Source organism: Sphingomonas sp. BL-S-30 (genome assembly GCF_055521475.1).
Window position 1 is genome coordinate 570,601 of record NZ_CM145481.1, and the last position, 19,060, is coordinate 589,660.

Below are 19,060 nucleotides of genomic sequence, written 5' to 3' on the forward strand. Positions count from 1 at the left end.
TGCGATTGCGGAACGATCGACCCCGGAACCAGTCCGGGGTGACGCAATGCGTCGTCGCATTTGTCGCGTGACTCGCCCATCATTCCGTTGCTAGTCGCAACCTATGGCCACCGCTTCCCGCACCGATGCCGCCTTCGTCGCGGACGAAAGTTTCGTCCCGACCAGCCATAAGGGCCTGATCTATCCGTTCGGCGGCCGCGAGCCGGCGAATGGTGACGTCATGACGGTGGCGCCCGGCATCCGTTGGGTGCGGCTCACCGTCCCGGGGCCGCTCAAGCACGTCAACTGCTGGCTGGTCGACGATGAGGGCGGCGTCGCCCTGGTCGACACCGGCATGAACCTGCCCGAGGCGCGCGAAGCGTGGAAGAGCCTATTCCGGGGGGCGCTCGCCGGCACGCGCGTCACGCAGATGATCGGCACGCATTTCCACCCGGACCATATCGGCCTGGCGGGCTGGATGTGTTCGCATCACGCGGCGCCGCTGGTGATGACCCGCGGCGAATGGCTTACCTTGCGCTCGGTCCTGCTCGACGCACGTGATGCGGTGCCCGACGAGATGATCGCCTTCTGGCGCGCCGCGGGGTGGAGCGACGAGCAGGTCGAGCATGCCAGCGCGCGTGGCTGGTCCGGTTTCCGCCGGATCGTGACGCCGATGCCGCTCAGCTATCGCCGCATCAAGGATGGCGACAACATGACGATCGGCGGTGCCGGGTGGCGCGTCGTGGTCGGCTCGGGCCATAGCCCCGAACATGCCTGCCTGCTCAACGAAGCGGCGGGCGTGCTGATTGCGGGCGACCAGGTCCTGCCGCGCATCAGTCCCAATGTCTCGCTCGGCATGACCGAGCCCGAGGCCGACCCGCTCGGCGAATGGTTCGCCTCGATCGCCAAGCTTCGCCTGCTGCCACACGACCTGCTCGTCCTGCCTGGGCACGGCGATCCCTTTACCGGCCTTCACGCGAGGCTCGATGCGATGGACCGCGAGCACCGCGAACGGCTCGACGAACTCGAGGTCTTCCTTGCCGAACCGCGCCGCGCCATCGACTGTTTCGGCCGGCTGTTCCGCCGGGCGATCGGACCCGACATGCTCGGCATGGCGACGGGCGAAGCGCTGGCGCATCTTCGCCGGCTCGAGCTCGAGGGCAGGGCGGTGAAGGACGTGCGCGGCGGCGTGTGGTGGTACCGCGCTCCCTGAAGACCGGCCGATAGCGATTCCGCGAAAGATACTTAGGCGAAAGCGTCGTGATGCGCGCGGGCCGATTTGGTCCGTATCGGAAGTTATTCCCTTCTCCTTAAGCATTCCGAAATAAAAAATGCGGGTCCCCAATAAAAAGGACGGACACCCAGGGTTAAAAACGGTTCGTTTTGGTTGTAACGGGCTGGTCCTGAGGTTACGCTTCCGCTGGTCCGCACAGGGGCGGCGCAAGGGAGGCACCATGTCAGATATGAACGACCAACCCGTTGCTGGTCTCGAAGCGCTGGGCGCCGCGCCCATCGGTCGCCGCAGCGTCGTGCGCCGTATGGCCGCGCTCTCGGCCGCGCCCGCGATCGCCGGGTCTGGCCTGCTCGGTTTCGCTGGTCCCGCCTTTGCCGCGACCGACGATTCCCGCCTCAACACGCGTGACGTTCGCTACGCACTGCGCGGCGGCAAGACGCTCACGGGCTATTTCGCCTCGCCGCGCGGCAAGGCGAATCTCGGCGTGGTCGTGGTCATGCCCGACCAGGTCGGCGCCGATGCCAAGGCGCAGGAAACCGCGCGGCGCTATGCGCACGCCGGCTATCTGGCGATCGCGCCCGATCTCGGCGCGACCTTCAAGGGTGGCAGCCGCGACGCGATGGTCGCCGAGATGATGAATACCGTGCCCGAGCTGAAGCGCCTGTCGCACAGCAACAGCAAGGCAGCGAAGATCAGCGTCGTCGCCGCCTGACGGCAGCAATTCGACGTTCAGCGCGAATTTTCCGGCCGGCGTCAGGGGCAACCTTGACGCCGTTCCTTTGTCATGTTCGATTTATGTTCTGCGAACCCGATTCGCCAAGAACCAATATGGGAGCATGAGATGGCTGCGGACCTGACGTTCTACACCAACCCGATGTCGCGCGGGCGGATCGCGCGCTGGATGCTGGAAGAGACCGGCGCCGACTATGAGACGGTGGTGCTGGATTACGACTCGACGATGAAGCAGGAACCCTATCTGTCGATCAACCCGATGGGGAAAGTGCCGGCGATCGTCCATGACGGCCATGTCGTGACCGAATGCGCGGCCATCTGCGCCTATCTGGCGGACGCTTTCCCGGATGCCGGCCTCGCGCCGCCGACGGCCGATCGCGCGGATTATTATCGCTGGATGTTCTACGCGGCCGGCCCGGTCGAGCAGGCCGTCACCAACAAGTCGATGAACTTCGTCCCCAGTGAACAGCAGCAGCGTTCGGCGGGATACGGCAATTACGACCTCGCGGTCGATACGCTCGAAAAGGCGGTGTCGGCGCACCCCTATATCGCGGGTGACAGCTTCACCGCGGCGGACGTCTATGTCGGGTCGCAGGTCGTCTGGGGCGTCCAGTTCGGTACCTTGCCGAAACGCGATGCCTTTGTCGCTTATGCGGACCGCATCACGGCACGCGACGCCTACAAGCGCGCCAACGACATGGACAATGCGCTGATGCCCGCGCCGGAGCCTGAACGGGCGGCGTGAGTGGAGGCTGACGCCCTGCTCTTAAGCCCCTTCCCTGAAAGGGAGGGGCTTATAGATTAAACGCGCCCGGCCATCCGCCCGGGCAACGCCGCGATCACCGTATCCCGCCAGGCCGCGCTTCCGCTCGACCAGCCGGCAATCTCGTCGATCGTCCGCGCGCAGCCGACGCACAGGCCCGTGGCCGCGTCCATCTCGCAGATGCTGACGCAGGGGCTCTCGAGTCGCTGAACCGGCACCGTCTCGACGATCCCGTCCATGCCCCGGTCAGTCGGTCAGCTTCGCCAACAGGAAGTCGGGCAGCGGCCCGTTCCAGCCCTCGTCCGGGCCATCGTCCTGCGATCCGCGTGCCGGGCGCTCGTCGCGCGCGGGGCGTTCCTGGCGGGGCGGACGGCTGTCGCGTGCCGGCCGTTCTTCACGGGCGGGCCGCGCTTCACGAGCTGGCCGCTCGTCGCGGGGCGGGCGCGCCTCGCGCGGTGCGCGAGCCGGCCGCGCAGGCGGTTCGGCCTCGACCGGTGCGCGCTCGACGTCGGCCGGAGCCTCCGCCTCGACCGGCGCGGCCTTCGGGGCCCTGCTGCGGGCAGGCTTCGCCTCGGCCCTGGGTGCCCTGGCAGCAGCGGGCTTGCCCCGGCCGCGTCCGCGCGGCGTCGCGGCGGAAGCAGGCTCGTCCTCGGCGCCTTCGTGGCGATCGATCTTCAGGCCGGTCAGCTTCTCGATATTGGCGATGTTCTCGGCATCGTCCGCGGTCACCAGGGTGAAGGCGACGCCGGTCGCGCCCGCGCGGCCGGTGCGGCCGATGCGGTGGACATAATCGTCGGGATGCCAGGGCGCGTCGAAATTGAAGACGTGGCTGACGCCCTTGATGTCGAGCCCGCGCGCCGCGACGTCGGAGGCGACCAGGATGTTGACGTCGCCCGCCTTGAACCGGTCGAGCTCGGCGATGCGCTGCGATTGCTCCATGTCGCCGTGAATCTCGCTCGAGCGGAAGCCCTGGCGCTGCAGCGCCTTGTTCAGCTCGCGCACCGTGGTCTTGCGGTTCGAGAAAATGATCGCGGTCTTCACATCCTCATGCTCGAGCAGCTCGACCAGCTTCTCGCGCTTCTTCGAGGCGGAGACGGGCACCAGCCATTGCTTGATGTTGACATTGGCGGTCGCGGGGCGCGCGACCTCGATCGTCTTCGGGTTGGACAGGAACTTGTCGGCCAGTTTCTTGATCGGCGGCGGCATCGTCGCGGAAAAGAGCAAGGTCTGGCGCTGCTTGGGCAGCTTGGTGCAGATTTCCTCGATATCGGGGATGAACCCCATGTCGAGCATGCGGTCCGCCTCGTCGATCACCAGCAGGTTGCAGCCGGTCAGCAGGATCTTGCCGCGGCCGAACAGGTCCATCAGCCGGCCCGGCGTCGCGATCAGCACGTCCACGCCCTTTTCCAGCGCCTTTTGCTGGTCGCCCATCGAGACGCCGCCGATCAGCAGCGCCATGGAGAGCTTGTGATACTTGCCGTATTTCTCGAAATTCTCGGCGACCTGCGCCGCGAGCTCGCGCGTCGGCTCGAGGATCAGCGACCGCGGCATGCGCGCGCGGCTGCGGCCCTCGCCCAATATGTCGATCATCGGCAGCACGAAGGCGGCGGTTTTGCCCGTGCCGGTCTGGGCGATGGCGACGATGTCGCGCATCATCAGGACGCTCGGGATCGCGCTCGCCTGAATCGGAGTCGGCTCGGTATAGCCGGACTCGTTCACGGCTTTCAGAAGTTGGTCGGATAGGCCGAGGTCGGCGAAAGTCATGCGGTGTCCGGAAAAAGGCCCGGTCATCGTGGCCCGGCCAGCCCCGGAGCGCTTGCCGATAAGGGCGCGATTGTCAAGGAAAAGGGGTCGTGGCGACCCGCCGAGGGTAACTTAGCGCTTGGGTGCGGGCCATATTTTTGACACGCCGCCTGGAAAAACGGCGATAGCATGTTCGTTATCGGCCATGACATCTGCTACCACAGCCACCGGTTGCGAGTCCTCATGCTTTCGACACTGCATGGTGATGCGAACCGACTGCATTTCCGGCATTTGCGGGAACGGTACTGAATTCACGACGTGAATTGCAACGCAACCTTCCAGAGATGCCGCGAATTTGGCGCGAGAAACCGGCGCACCGAAATCCGGTGCGAGCATGATCACCATGCCGCCGGCGACCTTGTCGAAAGCGATATCGTCGCTAGCCGCTGTAGCGTCGAGAAGGCGCGCCACGATAAGCGCGGCGCCTTCGGCGGTTGCGGGAGCTCTCGATTCCTTCGGCTGATGCGCAGTGACGTCGGAGGCGACGAGCGTCAGCAGGGTCGGCAAAAAAATCACATATCCCCCCGGTCCAGCGCGGCCAACGATGCACGGCCAGCATAACGTGATGTCGAGCGCCTGCAATGACGTGGACGGTAGACAAACCGGGCCGTTACCGGTCGGTTATTCGTTCGGCCGAGTCACTCCGTTCCGGGCGCGATCCGATACGATGATCGCTACGGATGTTCTACCGCTTCACCTTGGGGATTAGCCGCTTGAATTCCTCGATCGGGCAGGATCCGCCCGAGCGCGAGCGGATCGCGTCGCGGTCGGCGCAGACCATGCCGTCCGGGGTCGGTTTCAGATAATAGCTCGAATAATAATCGAGCGGCGGGCAATCATCGTCGAGTCGCGCGCGGATTCGCGATCCATCGTCGATCATCAGGTCGATGCTGTCCGGCGCCGAGATCGCGGCGCCGACCAGATCGCCCATCACCACGCATTTCGGGCCCTTCTTCTCCGACCATGTCACCATCTGCTGGGGCTGGACCGGCTGCTGCGGGGGAAGGGTCATGCGGGGGATGCGGATGATGATTCGCTGGTGCACCGTCAGCTGCGCAACCTCGACCGTCGGCAGGCGCGACTCGTCGACCGACGCGCCGGGCGCGACGGCAAGCAGAATCAGCGCAAGAATCATCGGTTGCGACATGCTTTGCCGCGTTACCTGAAATGCTTGAACAGTGCATGAATTGGCGCGCCCATTCCCGCGTGGTAGGGCGCGGCGATGACACCCGCCCAACGCCAGCTGACCGACTCGGTCCGCGAAAAGCTCGGCCCCAAGGCCGTGATCACTGACGAAACCGCGATCGCGCCGTGGCTCGAGGACTGGCGCGGCCGCTATCACGGCGCCGCCCCGGCGATCCTCGCGCCCGACAGCCGCGACGGCGTCGCGGCGATCATCGCGCTGGCGCGCGACGCGGGCGTTCCGCTGGTGCCGCAGGGCGGCAATACCGGCATGGTCGGCGGCGCGACGCCTCCCGTCGACGGGTCGGCGCTGATCCTGTCGACGCGCCGGATGAACCGCATCCGCGCGGTGGATCCCGTGAACGGCCTGGCCATCGCCGAGGCCGGGGTGATCCTCGCTGATCTCCATGCGGCCGCGCTGGAGCAGGGCAGGCGCTTCCCGCTGACTCTTGGGGCGCGCGGCAGCGCGACGATCGGCGGTCTTGCCTCGACCAATGCCGGCGGTACGCAGGTGCTGCGCTTCGGCACGATGCGCAACCTCGTCGCGGGGGTCGAGGCGGTGCTGCCCGACGGCAGCATCCATGACGGGCTCGCCGCGCTCAAGAAGGACAATCGCGGCTATGATCTCAACCAGTTGCTGATCGGCGCCGAGGGCACGCTCGGCGTCATCACCGCGGCCACGCTACGGCTGGTGCCGGCGATCGCCGCGCGGGCGGTGGCATGGTGCGGCCTGTCCGATCCGGAAACGGCGCTCGCGCTGCTGCGCCGGCTCGAGGCCGGCACCGACCGGATCGAGAGTTTCGAGATCGTGCCCGGCCACACCTTGTCGCTGGTGCTTCAGCATGTCCCGGGTACGCGCGCGCCGCTGACCGGCGTATATCCCTGGCACGTGCTGATCGAGGCGGTCATCACTGATCCGGAGGACGAGGCCCCCGCCGATCTGCTTGAGCGGCTGCTCGCCCCCGCGCTGGCGGATGGCCAGGTGGCCGATGCGGTGATCGCGGCAAGCGAGGCGCAGGCCGAGGCTTTCTGGCACATCCGCGATTCGATCTCGGAGGCGGAGCGCAACAACGGCCCCGCCGTGCAGCACGACATCTCGGTGCCCGTGTCGGGCATGCCGCGCTTCATGATCGAAGGCGGCGCTGCCTGCGAGGCGCGTTTCCCGGGGACCGAGGCGATGGCGTTCGGCCATCTCGGCGACGGCAATGTCCATTTCCACATCCGCGCCCCGCGCGGCGTGGACGCGGCCCGCTGGTATGCCGAGGATGCCCCGGCCATCACACGCTTCGTCAACGATCTGGTCGTGGCGGCGGGCGGGTCGATCTCGGCCGAACACGGCATCGGCCAGATGAAGCTCAAGGAGCTGGAACGCCTTTCCTCGCCGGCCCGCATGGCGGCGCTACGCGCGATCAAGGCGGCGTTCGATCCGGGAGTCCTTATGAACCCCGGCAAGCTCGTGGCGCTTGCGCCGGAACCCTCGGCACCATAGAGCCGGGCGCCGTCCGGCACGCAATAGCCGTTACGTTCAGTCCCGATGGAGAGTTTTCATGGCCAGCGCGCCGCAATCGCAACTTCCTTTGTTCTATAATGCGCTCGAACCGCTTTCGAGCGAGACTCACGTCAATTTCAAGATGAAGCCGATTACTCAGGCGAAGTTCCTGATCGGCCAGCACGCCATCCCGATCACGGTGGACGAATTCCCGCTCGCGCAGCGCCATTTCCCGATCGTCTTCACCGAGGGTGACGATGCGGTGCCGCTCGCGCTGATGGGCCTGAACGAGGGCGTCAACGTATTCGTCGATGCCGAGGGCACGCTGACCGAGAACCAGATGTACCTGCCGGCCTATATCCGCCGCTATCCGTTCATGCTCGCGCGCCTGCGTCCGGGCGCGGACGAGCTGTCGCTGTGCTTCGACCCGACGTCCGAGGGCATCGGTGCCGATCTCGAGGGCCAGCCGCTGTTCGACGACGGTCAGCCGTCCGAGGTGACCAAGAGCATCATGCAGTTCAACGAATCGTTCGAGCAGGCCGGTGCCCGCACCGCGCAGTTCATGCGCGACCTGACCGAGCTTGGCCTGTTGATGGACGGTGAGACGACCATCCAGGCCGACGGTGTCGAGCAGCCCTTCATCTATCGCGGCTTCCGCATCGTGAACGAGGAGAAGCTGGCCGATCTTCGCGGTGACCAGCTGCGCAAGATCCACAAGAACGGCATGCTTCCGCTGCTCTATGCGCATCTCTTCTCGCTCAGCCTGATGCGCGACATCTTCAGCCGCCAGATGCAGCTCGGCCTCATGCCGGCGCAGCTCCCGGCAGTCTGACCGCTACCTCATCCGGTCGCGTCCTTCGCGGCGCGACCGGATGACAAATTCTATCCCGATCGAGTCGTGCCTCGGCCGCTCGATCCGCTGCGCTGCGGCAGCGCGGTATCATTTTCTGTCGCGCTCGGCCCCCATTCGCGCAACGAACGCGCTGAAATCGGGTCGCGGCGCCAAGCACAGTCAAACCGGCTCTTTTCGCCCTTGAAGCCCGAAAACCCCCCACCTATATGGGTGTTGCGCGGCGTCGTGTCCCCCCTTTCGCGGGGCCGTGCGACACACCTTCGGGTGTGTCTCCTCCCTGAACCTTGGCCACCGCGTGCTGCATTGCACGCGGTGGTTTTTTTGGGTTTGGCTTATTCCGCGGCGATGGCGGCGGGCAGGGCCAGTGCCTCATCGGCCACCGCATCGATCATCCGCCGCAACAGCGTTGCCGTGTCGGCCAGCCCGTCGCCGGGTCCGTCGAGCGCCTGATCGAGATAGAGCGAACGGTCGAACTCGATCTGGATGGCATGCACGCCCGTCGCCGGCCGCGCCTGCGCGTCGAGGATATGGCCGCCGGCATAAGGCGCGTTCAGCCCCGCGGTGAGTCCCGCCGCCAGGATCTCGCTTTCCAGCCGATGGACGAATCGCGTCGCTGCCGATCGCCCGAAACGATCCCCCAGCACGATTCGCGCCTTGCCCTGGGCCGGCGTCAGCGGCGGCATCGAATGGAGATCGAGCAATATCGCGATCCCGAATCGCGCTCGCGCGCGCCTCAACGCCTCGGTCAGGGCGGCGTGATAGGGCCGGTGGTCCATCTCGATCCGCGCCATGACTTCCTCGCCATCGAGCCGCCGCCGCCAGATATCGCCCGCGCCCGAAACCCGCCGGGGCACCAGGCCCAGCCCGCCGCGCATCCGGGCCGATTGTATCGGCATCGCCTGGCGGCTGGCGCCGTCGTCGATGCCGGGGTCGCGTTCCTGCTCGCTGCGGTTGAGATCGATCCAGGCGCGCGCGACGCGCTGGACCAGCATCGTCTCGTTGCCCCGCGCCAGCATCGCCACCGCGTCGACATGCCGGTCCTCGAGCGGGGTCAGCGCGGTCACCGGCACGCGCAGCGCGGCGCGGAGCGCCAGCGGATAATCCCGCCCCGCATGCGGCACGGACAGGATGACGGGGCTGGCCGGCTCGTCCGGACCGTATCGATCGAAGGAAAGGGCGCTGGCGGCCATCGGCACCAACCTAGGCCGCGCGCCACGCCGCCGCAATCGGGCTTGTGCTCGACGGTCATGGTAAAGCGGGCGGGCAATGCTGGAAAATCTTAAGAGCTTCGCGCATAAACCGCGCCCGGAAGAGTGAGCGGAATGCGATGATCAGGATATTGTTGGCCGAGGACGACCGGGTGATGCGTGAATATCTCACGCGCGCGCTCGAGCGGTCGGGCTATGCCGTCAGCGCGGTCGATCGCGGTACCGAGGCGATTCCGCTGCTCGAATCGGAGCCCTTCGATCTGCTCCTCACCGACATCGTCATGCCGGAAATGGACGGCATCGAGCTGGCGCAGCGCGCCGGAGAGATGTGCCCGGACCTGCGCGTCATGTTCATCACGGGCTTCGCCGCGGTCACGCTGAAGGCGGGCAAGACGGTGCCGCAGGCCCGGGTCCTGTCGAAGCCCTTTCACCTGCGCGACCTCGTGCTCGAGATCGAACGCATGTTCGAAATGGAGAATGCGACCCGGGGTGTCTGATCGCGGTACGATTTCGTGCGTCGCGGCTTGCGCGGGCCGATAACCCTCGCTAGAGCGCGCAACTCGCGTGGGCGTGTAGCTCAGTGGTAGAGCACTGTGTTGACATCGCAGGGGTCGCAAGTTCAATCCTTGCCACGCCCACCATCTTAAAAAGCCCGTGGGGTCCCGATGGATCTCACGGGCTTTTTTATTCCTGATCCTTGCGGCCGGCACCCGACGCGCGGAGCATGCGCGACCGGAACTTGACCCGCTGCCAGAAGGTCGCGTCCTGCAGCCGCCATTCCTTGATCGCGTCGCCAGTCAGCATGTCGAGCATGGCGTCGCTCGCTTCCTCGTCCTGGCCCGCGAACTGGTCGGATAGCTCGTGGAACCGGTCGCGCTGCTCCTCCGGGCCGTCGGCACCGGGCGTCAAATCGCCCTTTCCGGCCGGAGAATCGCTCACGTCAGCTATCCCTTGTCGAGATCAGCGCCATGCGGCGATGTGCGTTTCCGGCCGTGCGGGAAGCAGGAATATCCCTGCACGGTCGATTCATGGCGTGCACAGTCAGGGCCGGACATGGCCCGAGACAGGCCCGGGCCGGCTGGCCCCGTGCGATGCGCGACGTCATGTTCATCAGTTCCACGGTCAACGACGCGGTTCCTTTTCCTGCGGGACGCCACGGCCCATTCCGCGGTTTTGCGTCATAATCGTTTCGCAGGTGAAATTTTTCAGCGTAACCGCCGTCATAACCATCATCAATTGCGCCGCGATCAGGATGGGCATCCGGTGCGATCGGCAAGCGCCTGGCTGCCGTTCGGAACGCCTGCGCGTTCCCTCGACCATCGAGCCTCAACGAAATCCCGGCAGAGCCTCGAACAGCCAGCGGGGTTCATATCGTCCCGTCAGGCGGCGCCACCAGCGGGCAAGCAAATGCCTGCGCCGGAACCCGGGATGAGACACAGGGCCGTTTCGGTCGGGTATCCGGGAGATGAACCGATCGGGCACCAGCCCCGCGAAATAATCATGGGCCGAGTGTTCCTTGAACGCACCGTCGGACAGCGCGTAAATCTCGAAATCCTGTTGCGCCGGGCCGTCTTCATGACGGTAGAATACCGGACGGACACCCTTCCGCACGCAGGACACCATGATTGCCGGGCGGGGAACGCCGGATTCGTTGATCGGCGAGCCATGCAGCAGGCTGCTGTCGAAGATCAGGCCCTCACCGGCCCGCATCGGCAAGGAGAGGACGATGTCGCCGAGAGATTTTTGAAAATGCGCATGATAGTTCTTGATCCCCGGGCCGCGGATCTGGCGAACCAGCCGGTGGCTGCCGGGCACGACCCGCAGACAGCCATTATGATCGTCGACGTCGACCAGCGGGCACCACACCGTCAGTGTCGGCTGATCCATGTCTTCCGTCAGGGTCCAGTCCGAATGGAGGCTCAGCGCACCCGTTCCCGGCTCCTTGATGATCAGGCCCGCCGTGATGATGTCGAAGTCGTCGAGAAGGACCTCAAGCTTCGGCGCGACCGCGTCTCGCACCGCGGAGAATATCGATTCCCGATACAGCGGATCGCCGTCGAGCGCCGTCGCGTGATAGGCAAGGACCTGCCCGGTGATCGTCGACGAACGGGACGCCCGGTCGCGAATGGTTTTCAGCGTGTGAAGCAGGGCGTCGACTTCCGCTGCATCCAGCAAGGGAAGCTGGACGAAGCCGTCCCGTGTCAGCCGTGGCTGCAGCGCTCGATTCCGAAGAATGGATGTCTGCACGAAATCGCCCGTTGCTGCCCCCCTTCTCGGGCGGGCCGTCATGCGCCGGCATAGCAGACCGCCGCCGCCGCGCAAACGCGCGCCTCCGGGCACCTAGTCACTGGACCCCGGCCCCGCTTTCGCGCAGCCTCGCTGGCGTTCGGGAGAGACTCGTGACCAAAACCATCGCGGCACTGCTCGCCATCGCCGCCATCGGCTTGGCTGGCGGCGATCTGTCCGCCCTTATTGGCCAGACGACTGCCCCGGATCATTCCCCGGCGCCCCAGGCCGCTATCAGAAACGCCGCCGAATTCGATCGTCTCGCCCGCACCGAAGGCGGCGGACGCTTTATCGCGTTGCCGCAGCTCATGTTCGCGATCGATCGCGCCGCCGCGGCCCCGAAGCTGCTATGGATCGATACGAAGCGCTATCGCTATCATCTCGACTATCTCCAGGCGAAATATCTGACGCTCGCCGACAGCGAGACCTTCAATGCCGCCAATTATGCCAACCCGAAACGGCGCTTCCTGCTCGGCTCGGTCGTCCGCTATCCGAAGCTGAACCGCTACGGCGTCGAACTATGGGAAGGCGATGTGGTCGAGCCCGCTTTGCTCGCCGACATGATGCGCGTGCTCCAGGCGGGCTTCCCCGCGCCGCTCACCTTCAAGCCCAATTCGGACCAGCAGCGCGAGGCTGCTGGCCAGGCCAACCTCCCGACCATCGGCATCGACGAAGCCTATGGCAGCCGCGAGGAGCTGATCCTCAACCATGGCCGCGCGGTCGGCCGGCTGGTCGTGGTGAAGGAGGGGCAGGAGGATGCGCTCACCCCCGGCGACGTGGCGGTGCTGACGACCATGCCGATCCGCATGCCGCCGGTCGCGGGCATCGTCTCGGCCACCTTCACCACGCCGATCAATCATGTCAGCCTGCTCGCCAAGACCTGGCGCATTCCCAATGCCTATCGCGCCGATGCCGATCGTCGCTGGGCATCGCTGGCCGGGCAGATGGTGGTGCTCGATACGCGCGGCGCGATGGTGGTGCTGCGCATGGCCACCCCGGCCGAGGTCAAGGCGGCGGAGCGCGCGAAGAAGGCGCGTGCGGTCCAGGTGGCGCCCGCGGATGCCGCCTATGCGGGCCTGCCGTCGCTGGTCGAGCAGGACGAGAGCTGGGCGCGCCGCACTGGCGCCAAAGCGGCTAATCTCGGCCAGGTGGCGCAGCTCGCGCAACGCGACGGCCGCTTCACCGTGCCGCCGGGCTTCGGCATCCCCTTCTCCTTCTACGACCGCTTCGTCGCCGCCAACCGGCTCGGCTCGCGCATCGCCGCCTTGCTGGCCGATCCGCGCCGCACCGATGCGGCGTGGCGCCAGCAGGAACTGGCAAAGCTCCGCGCCGCCTTCCTCGCCGGCAAGATCCCGGACGCCGATTTCGCCGCCATCACCGCGCGCCGCGCCAGCCTGCTCGGACCCAAGGGCGTGTTCATCCGCTCCTCGACCAATGCCGAGGATCTGCGCGGCTTCAACGGCGCCGGCCTCTACGACACCGTCCCCAATGTGGTCAGCGCCGGGGATCTGGCGAAGGCCGTGAAAACGGTCTGGGGCTCGATCTGGAACGACCGCGCCTTCGCCGCCCGCGAAGCGGCCGGCATCGACCACCGCTCGGTCCGCGCCGCCGTGCTGGTGCAGATCGGCGTCGACGCCGATGCGGCCGGGGTAATGACCACGATCGACCCGTTCGACGAGCAACAGGCCGACGAGATCCGCCTCTTCATCGCCGCGAAACGCGGCCTCGGCATCCGCGTGGTCGAGGGCCGCAAGATCGCCGAACAGCTCATCTACCGCCCGGAACTCGACTCGATCCAGGTCCTCACCCGCTCGAAGGACGATGTGCTGCTGCACTTCTCCCCCGGCGGCGGCGTGGAGGAAGCGAAGATCGACCCCGACCGCCCCGTCCTCTCCGACGATCTGGTCCGCCGGCTCGGCAAGGTCGGCCGCGCGGTGGAGGAGGTGTTCGGCCAGCGGCCGCAGGATGTGGAATGGCTGGTGGTGGGCGACCGTATCATGATCGTGCAGTCGCGGGATTATGTGCGGGGGCGGTGAGGAGTGGGACGAAATTCAAACGCCTTTTACAAAAAGCGACATGCATGTCATCCATAGAAAAGACCACTTTACTTATCTGGGAATTTGTGGTTTAGGGTCGAACATGAGTTCGCATCAACAGCCATTGAATTACGAAACAGGCACAGAATTACCTGACGTCGAAACGTCAGAGCCTGTTCCAATGACCGTGAAGGAGAAGTGGCAAGGGGCCGTGACCGAAGGCTCGGGATTCGTCGCAATTCCGATGGCCTTGCTTCGTTTGCAGACGAAGCTCGACCTAAGCGCGACCGACATGGTCGTGTTGATCAATCTGTTGGCCCATTGGTGGGATCCCGCGCGCGCCGTATTCCCACGCTCGACCACAATCGCAACTCGCATGGGCGTGACCAAGCGCACGGTTCAGCGGTCTACCGAGAAACTGGTCGGCGCCGGGCTGATTGAACGGGAATTTATCGAGTTCGGCAACGAAAAGCGCCGGACTTTCCAGTTCACCCCGCTAGCCGCGCGGCTCGCGCGGGACATCAATCTTTCCCACCAATTGGCAGGAAAGGAGAGTTTGGGCGTGTAGCTTAGCGGATAGAGTGCCTTGGGTTACTAATGTATCGGTGTGTGACAACTCTTAGATACGCCCGAGGAAGCGCTGGTTCAACTCCGGCCGCGCCCGCCGAATTTCGATGGTTCTGGCCTACCGGAGCGAGCAGGATGCGTCTGCTAGCTCAGGCGGCGATCCGCCCACATAGGCCAATCCGTGCCGTCTCCAGTCGTGGACTATTTGCTGGACCTGAGGCAACGATCTCCGTGACGTAGACAGTCGATCGCTCAAATGCGCTTTCACGACTGGGCCTAGTCAGGCAAATGGGCAAAGCTCACCTCGCCTCGGTATTGGCACCAGCTTTCGTCGTTATGGGCGAAGGCAGCGGTGAAGAGACAGGTGATGAATCGGGCTTCGAGGAAAGCCGCGCTGGCGTTGGCGCGGCAGCCAATGGTTTGGTCGTCAACAACGCCGCAGGAACAGGCTGCGCCGGCTGCCAGAGTGAAATCGCAGCGCCGACCAGCAGGAGGAAGGCCACCAGCCAATAGAAGATGTCGATCTTTCGACTCGAGTGCACTTGCCAAGGGCCAATACGGGTCGGGCTCTCGTCGCCGATCGCCTTGGTTAGCCGGATCTCGGGATAGGTCGCAGCAAGTGCATTTTCGGCGACTAGGCCCTGCTTGACCGAACCAATCAGCAGCCGGTGATACCAGAAGCGGTCCATGCCATAGAAGGCAAGCCAGCAAAAAGCACCACCCAGAAGCACGAGCGAGGTCAGGGAGACCCGGCCGATCCAAAGCGTGACATGAATATTCTCCTTCATCGTGAAGCCGGCAGCAGCGAGAAAGGCTGCGAGTACCGTCACCGCAACATTGCGGATACGCATTTCGAGTTCGTTGAAGTGCTTCTGAACGTCGATAATCGTCTTCCAGATTTCGATTCTATTCTCGTCGGTCGCACTCATGAGCTTTGTCCCTCAAAAGCTGTGAACTCGATGCGATCGAGTAGCTCGTCGAAGCGAGCGAGGCTGTACGTTGGTACGATCGCCGCGTCGCCCAGAAGCGTCTTTTCGCGCTCGACCTCATTCTGCGGCCAGTGCGATACGTTGCGTAGCAGAGCATAGGCATCCTGATGCTGCGCCGTGCCGTAAGCGGCAAGTACATCCGTCACTCCGGCTCGCTGCGCCATCCCAATATCTTTGTGTGGGCTGTCGCCGATGTAGACCGCCTGCTCGACCGGTACGTTCAGACTGCGCAAGATTGAGAGCAAGATGTCTGGATTCGGTTTGAGTTCGCCAGGCGGGGTGTATCGGTGTTCGGTTCGCGCGAGCTCATAATGCGAGGCCTCATAGAATCGGACGTCCTCGCGCGACAGACCCTGTGGCAGATCGTGGTCGGGTGGCGAGTAGAGATAGTTGATCAGTCGATCTAGTCCCAGCTTGCGGAAGCGGTATTGCGAATAATAAGCGAGGGACTCGGTGTAGCAGATGAGCAGTGTTCCACGCCGACTGAGTTCTTCAAGGGTCGTCAGAACGCCTGGATAAAATTCCAAGGTTTGCTGGCGCGCCGCGCGAAACGCATCAATCGCTGGCGCATAGAAATCGAGCACCGGTGTAGTGCCGGCCGGACCGCGAAGCTCCTTAAGTTCGCTTATCAGAAAGGCATATTCCGATGTGCCCACTCGCTGGTGAACCTTGCGAATCGCCGGGATCAGAACCGCCTCGTCGAGCCCGCTCAGGCGCAGGAGTTCATCTAGCATCGCGGAGAAGGCCGCGTGCCAGACATTCACCCAGTCGAATAGGGTATTATCCACGTCACTTATTAGGACGGATCGGATCGGCATATTGCCCTTTGCCATGATCATCGTTCCTTCGCCGCTAGGTTTGAACGGCTGTGTCTAAGCCGTCAGCCCCTTCGTTTGGGGTAGGGCAATCCGACATTAATGTTCTCTTTATGTTCCATATGGCAAGTGTCTGTCGTTTTTACAATCGCTCCGACGGTACGAAGAGGCAAAAACGCGAGACTGGCCCAATGAGCGACCGCTTCTACTGCTGCTCAATCGATCAGGAATGACGAAACGGGCGCGTAACTGACATTAGATTCCACCAAATAAGCTGCCACACCCACTCCGTAAGCAGGACCGCTGTGGCGTGAAACTGCGCTAGGCAGCACTGAGTCTCACAATCGACCGAGCAAGATTCTCCCGCGCCGCCACCTCGAACCTCTCCCGCCCCCAGTCCGAGAAATACAACGCCTCCCGCGCCAGAAACCCCACCAGAATAGCCGCCCGCCCGGCCCGGAACGCCTCCTCCGGCACCTCGCGATACTCGTGCCGCACGCCCGCTTCATACGCATCGAAAACCTCCGGCGCCGCGCCGAGGATCGACAGGTCCATGTCGAGGAACATCGCCATATCCGCCACCTCGTCGGCGGGGAGGCCCGCTGGAATCGCATGATGCGCGGTCGCCTCGATCAGGCGCAGCGTCCGGCCAAGCGTCGGTTCGGGCACGACGCCCGCCAGCATCTCCGCCGCCAGCGCGGCGCTGCGGCGCTCATTGTCCTTTCGGCGCGGTTCGTAGATCGCATCGTGCAGCAGGATCGCGCAGCGCACCGCCTCGGCGTCATGCAGCATGGTCTCGACCTCGGCATGGAGCGCGAGCAGCGCGAGCGGGTGGCTCCAGCCATGATAGCCGCGATCCGGCCCCGAATGCAGGTCTCGTATCTCTTGCAGCAGGGTGGCGCTCAACATCCCGGACTCCCGAATGGCGGTGCCCTGGATAGCAAGCCTGGACGGGGTGGGTCGATTGCGTTCGGTGCCAGGCCTGTTTCGCTCCACGGCGTACCGTTGGCTGGTCGCACCGCCCCCCGGGCGCTTGATTCAATCCTCGGCACGATGTGGCTATCGTCGCGCCATGGCATTGCCCAGGATGATCCCGATCGCGCAGGCGTCCGTCTGCTCGCCGCCGCTGGCCCTTGCCGCGTTCTGGCGGCGACCGGTCGCCGCGAATTCGCTGTTCCGCGCCCGACATTCCCTGTTCCGGGATAACAGGGAATGGGTCAGCAAGATGCTGATATCGCTCCGGAAAAGATGGCCAAGATCACCCGCAAAGTCCCGAAAAAAAGAAATTCCCTGTTATTTCCCTGTTTACCGGCCCGGAACAGCGAATTTCCGGCCCTCGGAAGGCGTGCCCTTCGCCCCGATCGGACCCGCCTGCCGACTCAGGCGGAAACGATCGCCAACCTCTGCGCCCATTCATCTTGCCGCCCGCCCCAATCCCGCTAAACCTCTCACTCAAGGGGAGAAGCAAGCATGGCCACGATCGCGCCCACCGACCTGGCGCCCGAACCCGCCGCGACGCCAGAGCCGAGCCGGAAGGACATCCAGCTCGTCATCACCGCGTCGTCGCTCGGCACGATCTTCGAATGGTATGATTTCTTCATCTACGGCACGCTCGCCGCGTCCGGCATCATCGGCCGGGTCTTCTTCCCCGCCGGCAACGAGCTGGTGCAGACGCTCGCCGCCTGGGCAGTGTTCGCGGTCGGCTTCGGTTTCCGCCCGCTCGGCGCGATCCTGTTCGGGTTCCTCGGCGACAAATGGGGGCGCAAATACACCTTCCTCGTCACCATCACGCTGATGGGCGTCGCCACCGCCGGCGTCGGCCTGGTGCCCTCGGCCGCGTCGATCGGGCTCGCCGCGCCGTTCATCGTCATCTTCCTGCGCATCCTGCAGGGCCTGGCGCTGGGCGGCGAATATGGCGGCGCCGCGATCTATGTCGCGGAACATAGCGGCAAGGGGCAGAGCGGCTATTTCACCAGCTTCATCCAGGCCAGCGTGGTCGGCGGCTTCATTCTCAGCCTGGTCGTCGTGCTGCTCTCGAAATGGCTGATGCCGGTCGCGATCTGGGACAGCTGGGGCTGGCGCTTCCCCTTCGTCTTCTCGCTGCTGCTGCTCGCCGTGTCGCTATGGATGCGGCTGAAGCTCAACGAGAGCCCGGTGTTCAAGGCGATGAAGAACGCGGGCGAGACCGCGAAGAACCCCTTCACCGAAAGCTTCACCTATCCCGGCAATCTCCGCCGCCTGTTCGTCGCCCTGTTCGGCATTTCCGCCGGCCTGACCGTGATCTGGTACACCGCGACCTTCACCGTGCTCTCCTTCCTCCAGACGACGATGCGCGTCGAGGCGACCACCGCGCAGCTCATCGTCGGCTTCGGCGCGTCGCTGAGCCTGTTCTGGTTCATCTATTTCGGCCGCCTGTCCGACAGGGTCGGGCGCAAGACGCCGATCATCCTCGGCTATGCGATGACGCTGGTGCTGATCTTCCCGCTGTTCTGGATGCTCGGCGGCGCCGCCAACCCCGATCTCGCCCGCGCCGCGCGCCGCGCGCCCGTGGTCGTTTCCGGCCCCGTTTGCGATTACAATCCCTTCGCCGCGAAGCAGGTCGATCGCTGCGGCGAACTGCTCGACTATTTCTCCAAAAAGGGTGTCACCTATACCAAGGGCAAGACGCCGGTGACGCTCGTCACCATCGGCCAGGTGCCGATCGCTGACACCAGCCCGGCCGGGCTCGACGCCGCGCTCGCCGCCGCCGGCTATAATCTCGACAAGGTCGTGCCCGGCTTTCGCGGCATCCTCATCATCATGCTCGCCATCATCGTGATGGGGGCGCTGTCGGGCATGACCTATGGCCCGGTCGCCGCGCTGCTCGCCGAGATGTTCCCGCCGCGCATCCGCTACAGCTCGATGTCGATCCCCTATCATATCGGCACGGGCTATTTCGGCGGGTTCCTGCCGTTCATCGGCCAGTATATCGTCGCGCGGACCGGCGATCCCTATGCCGGCCTGTGGTACACGTTCGCCGTCGTCGCGATGGCGTTCGTCGTGACGGCGGTCGGCCTGCACGAGACCAAGCCGGGCACGGCGAGCGCGGATTAGATCACCTGGCGGACTGCATCCCGATCGCTCG

Annotated in this window: 20 protein-coding genes and 2 tRNA genes; 11 read left to right on the forward strand and 11 right to left on the reverse strand. The window is 64.8% G+C overall.

Translation table 11 applies throughout. The features are described from left to right. Positions 1 to 103 precede the first annotated feature (103 nt). The 3 genes from ACZ1I5_RS02415 (at position 104) to ACZ1I5_RS02425 (ending at position 2,690) form a co-directional block, all read left to right on the forward strand. Positions 104 to 1,192, forward strand: coding sequence for an MBL fold metallo-hydrolase (locus tag ACZ1I5_RS02415; protein WP_465172151.1), 1,089 nt, complete (start codon positions 104 to 106; stop codon positions 1,190 to 1,192). A 250-nt stretch (positions 1,193 to 1,442) separates the two neighbouring features. After that, positions 1,443 to 1,925: a dienelactone hydrolase family protein gene (locus ACZ1I5_RS02420; protein ID WP_465172152.1), complete on the forward strand. Its 483-nt coding sequence runs from the start codon at positions 1,443 to 1,445 to the stop codon at positions 1,923 to 1,925. Between the two features lie 129 nt (positions 1,926 to 2,054). Beyond that, entirely contained in the window at positions 2,055 to 2,690 is a 636-nt protein-coding gene (locus tag ACZ1I5_RS02425) for a glutathione S-transferase family protein (RefSeq protein WP_465172153.1), read from the forward strand. Between the two features lie 56 nt (positions 2,691 to 2,746). On the opposite strand, the gene ACZ1I5_RS02430 is transcribed toward ACZ1I5_RS02425, so the two are convergent. From ACZ1I5_RS02430 to ACZ1I5_RS02445, 4 genes are all read right to left on the reverse strand, one after another. Continuing rightward, the gene (locus tag ACZ1I5_RS02430; protein WP_465172154.1) at positions 2,747 to 2,947 is read right to left on the reverse strand and encodes a DUF1289 domain-containing protein; all 201 of its coding nucleotides are present in this window, start codon (positions 2,945 to 2,947) and stop codon (positions 2,747 to 2,749) included. A 7-nt stretch (positions 2,948 to 2,954) separates the two neighbouring features. Next, positions 2,955 to 4,472: a DEAD/DEAH box helicase gene (locus ACZ1I5_RS02435; protein WP_465172155.1), complete on the reverse strand. Its 1,518-nt coding sequence runs from the start codon at positions 4,470 to 4,472 to the stop codon at positions 2,955 to 2,957. Positions 4,473 to 4,583: 111 nt separating this feature from the next. Then, a complete protein-coding gene (locus tag ACZ1I5_RS02440; RefSeq protein WP_465172156.1) occupies positions 4,584 to 5,093 on the reverse strand; it encodes a hypothetical protein in 510 nt (169 codons plus the stop codon). A 103-nt stretch (positions 5,094 to 5,196) separates the two neighbouring features. After that, the gene (locus tag ACZ1I5_RS02445) at positions 5,197 to 5,646 is read right to left on the reverse strand and encodes a hypothetical protein (RefSeq protein ID WP_465172157.1); all 450 of its coding nucleotides are present in this window, start codon (positions 5,644 to 5,646) and stop codon (positions 5,197 to 5,199) included. Between the two features lie 87 nt (positions 5,647 to 5,733). On the opposite strand from ACZ1I5_RS02445, the gene ACZ1I5_RS02450 reads away from it, so the two are divergent. Further along, positions 5,734 to 7,182: an FAD-binding oxidoreductase gene (locus ACZ1I5_RS02450; protein WP_465172158.1), complete on the forward strand. Its 1,449-nt coding sequence runs from the start codon at positions 5,734 to 5,736 to the stop codon at positions 7,180 to 7,182. A gap of 58 nt (positions 7,183 to 7,240) precedes the next feature. Then, positions 7,241 to 8,014, forward strand: coding sequence for a SapC family protein (locus ACZ1I5_RS02455; RefSeq protein WP_465172159.1), 774 nt, complete (start codon positions 7,241 to 7,243; stop codon positions 8,012 to 8,014). Between the two features lie 353 nt (positions 8,015 to 8,367). On the opposite strand, the gene ACZ1I5_RS02460 is transcribed toward ACZ1I5_RS02455, so the two are convergent. Further along, entirely contained in the window at positions 8,368 to 9,225 is an 858-nt protein-coding gene (locus ACZ1I5_RS02460) for an N-formylglutamate amidohydrolase (protein WP_465172160.1), read from the reverse strand. Between the two features lie 137 nt (positions 9,226 to 9,362). Here ACZ1I5_RS02460 and cpdR point away from each other — a divergent pair, with 137 nt between their 5' ends. Together cpdR and ACZ1I5_RS02470 are read left to right on the forward strand one after the other, a co-directional pair. Next, entirely contained in the window at positions 9,363 to 9,740 is a 378-nt protein-coding gene (cpdR, locus tag ACZ1I5_RS02465; RefSeq protein ID WP_465172161.1) for a cell cycle two-component system response regulator CpdR, read from the forward strand. A gap of 69 nt (positions 9,741 to 9,809) precedes the next feature. Beyond that, positions 9,810 to 9,884, forward strand: a tRNA-Val gene (locus ACZ1I5_RS02470). A gap of 43 nt (positions 9,885 to 9,927) precedes the next feature. Here the strand turns inward: ACZ1I5_RS02470 and ACZ1I5_RS02475 are convergent. From ACZ1I5_RS02475 to ACZ1I5_RS02485, 3 genes are all read right to left on the reverse strand, one after another. After that, positions 9,928 to 10,182, reverse strand: coding sequence for a hypothetical protein (locus ACZ1I5_RS02475; protein ID WP_465172162.1), 255 nt, complete (start codon positions 10,180 to 10,182; stop codon positions 9,928 to 9,930). Between the two features lie 183 nt (positions 10,183 to 10,365). Continuing rightward, complete coding sequence (locus ACZ1I5_RS02480; RefSeq protein ID WP_465172163.1) at positions 10,366 to 10,503, reverse strand: hypothetical protein; 138 nt, start codon at positions 10,501 to 10,503, stop codon at positions 10,366 to 10,368. A gap of 66 nt (positions 10,504 to 10,569) precedes the next feature. Further along, entirely contained in the window at positions 10,570 to 11,532 is a 963-nt protein-coding gene (locus tag ACZ1I5_RS02485; RefSeq protein WP_465172164.1) for a phytanoyl-CoA dioxygenase family protein, read from the reverse strand. A gap of 110 nt (positions 11,533 to 11,642) precedes the next feature. On the opposite strand from ACZ1I5_RS02485, the gene ACZ1I5_RS02490 reads away from it, so the two are divergent. The 3 genes from ACZ1I5_RS02490 (at position 11,643) to ACZ1I5_RS02500 (ending at position 14,229) form a co-directional block, all read left to right on the forward strand. Next, positions 11,643 to 13,565: a PEP/pyruvate-binding domain-containing protein gene (locus tag ACZ1I5_RS02490; RefSeq protein WP_465172165.1), complete on the forward strand. Its 1,923-nt coding sequence runs from the start codon at positions 11,643 to 11,645 to the stop codon at positions 13,563 to 13,565. Between the two features lie 181 nt (positions 13,566 to 13,746). Further along, positions 13,747 to 14,133: a helix-turn-helix domain-containing protein gene (locus tag ACZ1I5_RS02495; RefSeq protein WP_465172166.1), complete on the forward strand. Its 387-nt coding sequence runs from the start codon at positions 13,747 to 13,749 to the stop codon at positions 14,131 to 14,133. Then, a tRNA-OTHER gene (locus ACZ1I5_RS02500) sits at positions 14,124 to 14,229 on the forward strand. The genes ACZ1I5_RS02495 and ACZ1I5_RS02500 overlap by 10 nt, the downstream gene beginning before the upstream one ends. Positions 14,230 to 14,431: 202 nt before the next feature. Here ACZ1I5_RS02500 and ACZ1I5_RS02505 read toward each other — a convergent pair. The 3 genes from ACZ1I5_RS02505 to ACZ1I5_RS02515 form a co-directional block, all read right to left on the reverse strand. Continuing rightward, positions 14,432 to 15,061 carry a hypothetical protein gene (locus tag ACZ1I5_RS02505; RefSeq protein WP_465172167.1) on the reverse strand — a complete coding sequence of 210 codons (630 nt, stop codon included), beginning with the start codon at positions 15,059 to 15,061 and terminating at the stop codon, positions 14,432 to 14,434. Next, the gene (locus tag ACZ1I5_RS02510; protein WP_465172168.1) at positions 15,058 to 15,954 is read right to left on the reverse strand and encodes an HAD family hydrolase; all 897 of its coding nucleotides are present in this window, start codon (positions 15,952 to 15,954) and stop codon (positions 15,058 to 15,060) included. The genes ACZ1I5_RS02505 and ACZ1I5_RS02510 overlap by 4 nt, the downstream gene beginning before the upstream one ends. A 303-nt stretch (positions 15,955 to 16,257) precedes the next feature. Continuing rightward, complete coding sequence (locus tag ACZ1I5_RS02515) at positions 16,258 to 16,842, reverse strand: HD domain-containing protein (RefSeq protein WP_465172169.1); 585 nt, start codon at positions 16,840 to 16,842, stop codon at positions 16,258 to 16,260. Between the two features lie 564 nt (positions 16,843 to 17,406). Between ACZ1I5_RS02515 and ACZ1I5_RS02520 the strand changes: the two genes are divergently transcribed. Then, complete coding sequence (locus tag ACZ1I5_RS02520) at positions 17,407 to 19,029, forward strand: MFS transporter (protein ID WP_465172170.1); 1,623 nt, start codon at positions 17,407 to 17,409, stop codon at positions 19,027 to 19,029. Positions 19,030 to 19,060 lie beyond the last annotated feature (31 nt).

Coding starts and splice junctions, on each gene's coding strand:
- ACZ1I5_RS02495 (WP_465172166.1), top strand. CDS start 13,747: ATGACCGTGAAGGAGAAGTGGCAAGGGGCCGTGACCGAAGGCTCGGGA.
- ACZ1I5_RS02415 (WP_465172151.1), top strand. CDS start 104: ATGGCCACCGCTTCCCGCACCGATGCCGCCTTCGTCGCGGACGAAAGT.
- ACZ1I5_RS02430 (WP_465172154.1), bottom strand. CDS start 2,947: ATGGACGGGATCGTCGAGACGGTGCCGGTTCAGCGACTCGAGAGCCCC.
- ACZ1I5_RS02435 (WP_465172155.1), bottom strand. CDS start 4,472: ATGACTTTCGCCGACCTCGGCCTATCCGACCAACTTCTGAAAGCCGTG.
- ACZ1I5_RS02460 (WP_465172160.1), bottom strand. CDS start 9,225: ATGGCCGCCAGCGCCCTTTCCTTCGATCGATACGGTCCGGACGAGCCG.
- ACZ1I5_RS02455 (WP_465172159.1), top strand. CDS start 7,241: ATGGCCAGCGCGCCGCAATCGCAACTTCCTTTGTTCTATAATGCGCTC.
- ACZ1I5_RS02420 (WP_465172152.1), top strand. CDS start 1,443: ATGAACGACCAACCCGTTGCTGGTCTCGAAGCGCTGGGCGCCGCGCCC.
- ACZ1I5_RS02445 (WP_465172157.1), bottom strand. CDS start 5,646: ATGATTCTTGCGCTGATTCTGCTTGCCGTCGCGCCCGGCGCGTCGGTC.
- ACZ1I5_RS02485 (WP_465172164.1), bottom strand. CDS start 11,532: ATGACGGCCCGCCCGAGAAGGGGGGCAGCAACGGGCGATTTCGTGCAG.
- cpdR (WP_465172161.1), top strand. CDS start 9,363: ATGATCAGGATATTGTTGGCCGAGGACGACCGGGTGATGCGTGAATAT.
- ACZ1I5_RS02425 (WP_465172153.1), top strand. CDS start 2,055: ATGGCTGCGGACCTGACGTTCTACACCAACCCGATGTCGCGCGGGCGG.
- ACZ1I5_RS02520 (WP_465172170.1), top strand. CDS start 17,407: ATGGCCACGATCGCGCCCACCGACCTGGCGCCCGAACCCGCCGCGACG.
- ACZ1I5_RS02480 (WP_465172163.1), bottom strand. CDS start 10,503: ATGCCCATCCTGATCGCGGCGCAATTGATGATGGTTATGACGGCGGTT.
- ACZ1I5_RS02505 (WP_465172167.1), bottom strand. CDS start 15,061: ATGAGTGCGACCGACGAGAATAGAATCGAAATCTGGAAGACGATTATC.
- ACZ1I5_RS02450 (WP_465172158.1), top strand. CDS start 5,734: ATGACACCCGCCCAACGCCAGCTGACCGACTCGGTCCGCGAAAAGCTC.
- ACZ1I5_RS02510 (WP_465172168.1), bottom strand. CDS start 15,954: ATGGCAAAGGGCAATATGCCGATCCGATCCGTCCTAATAAGTGACGTG.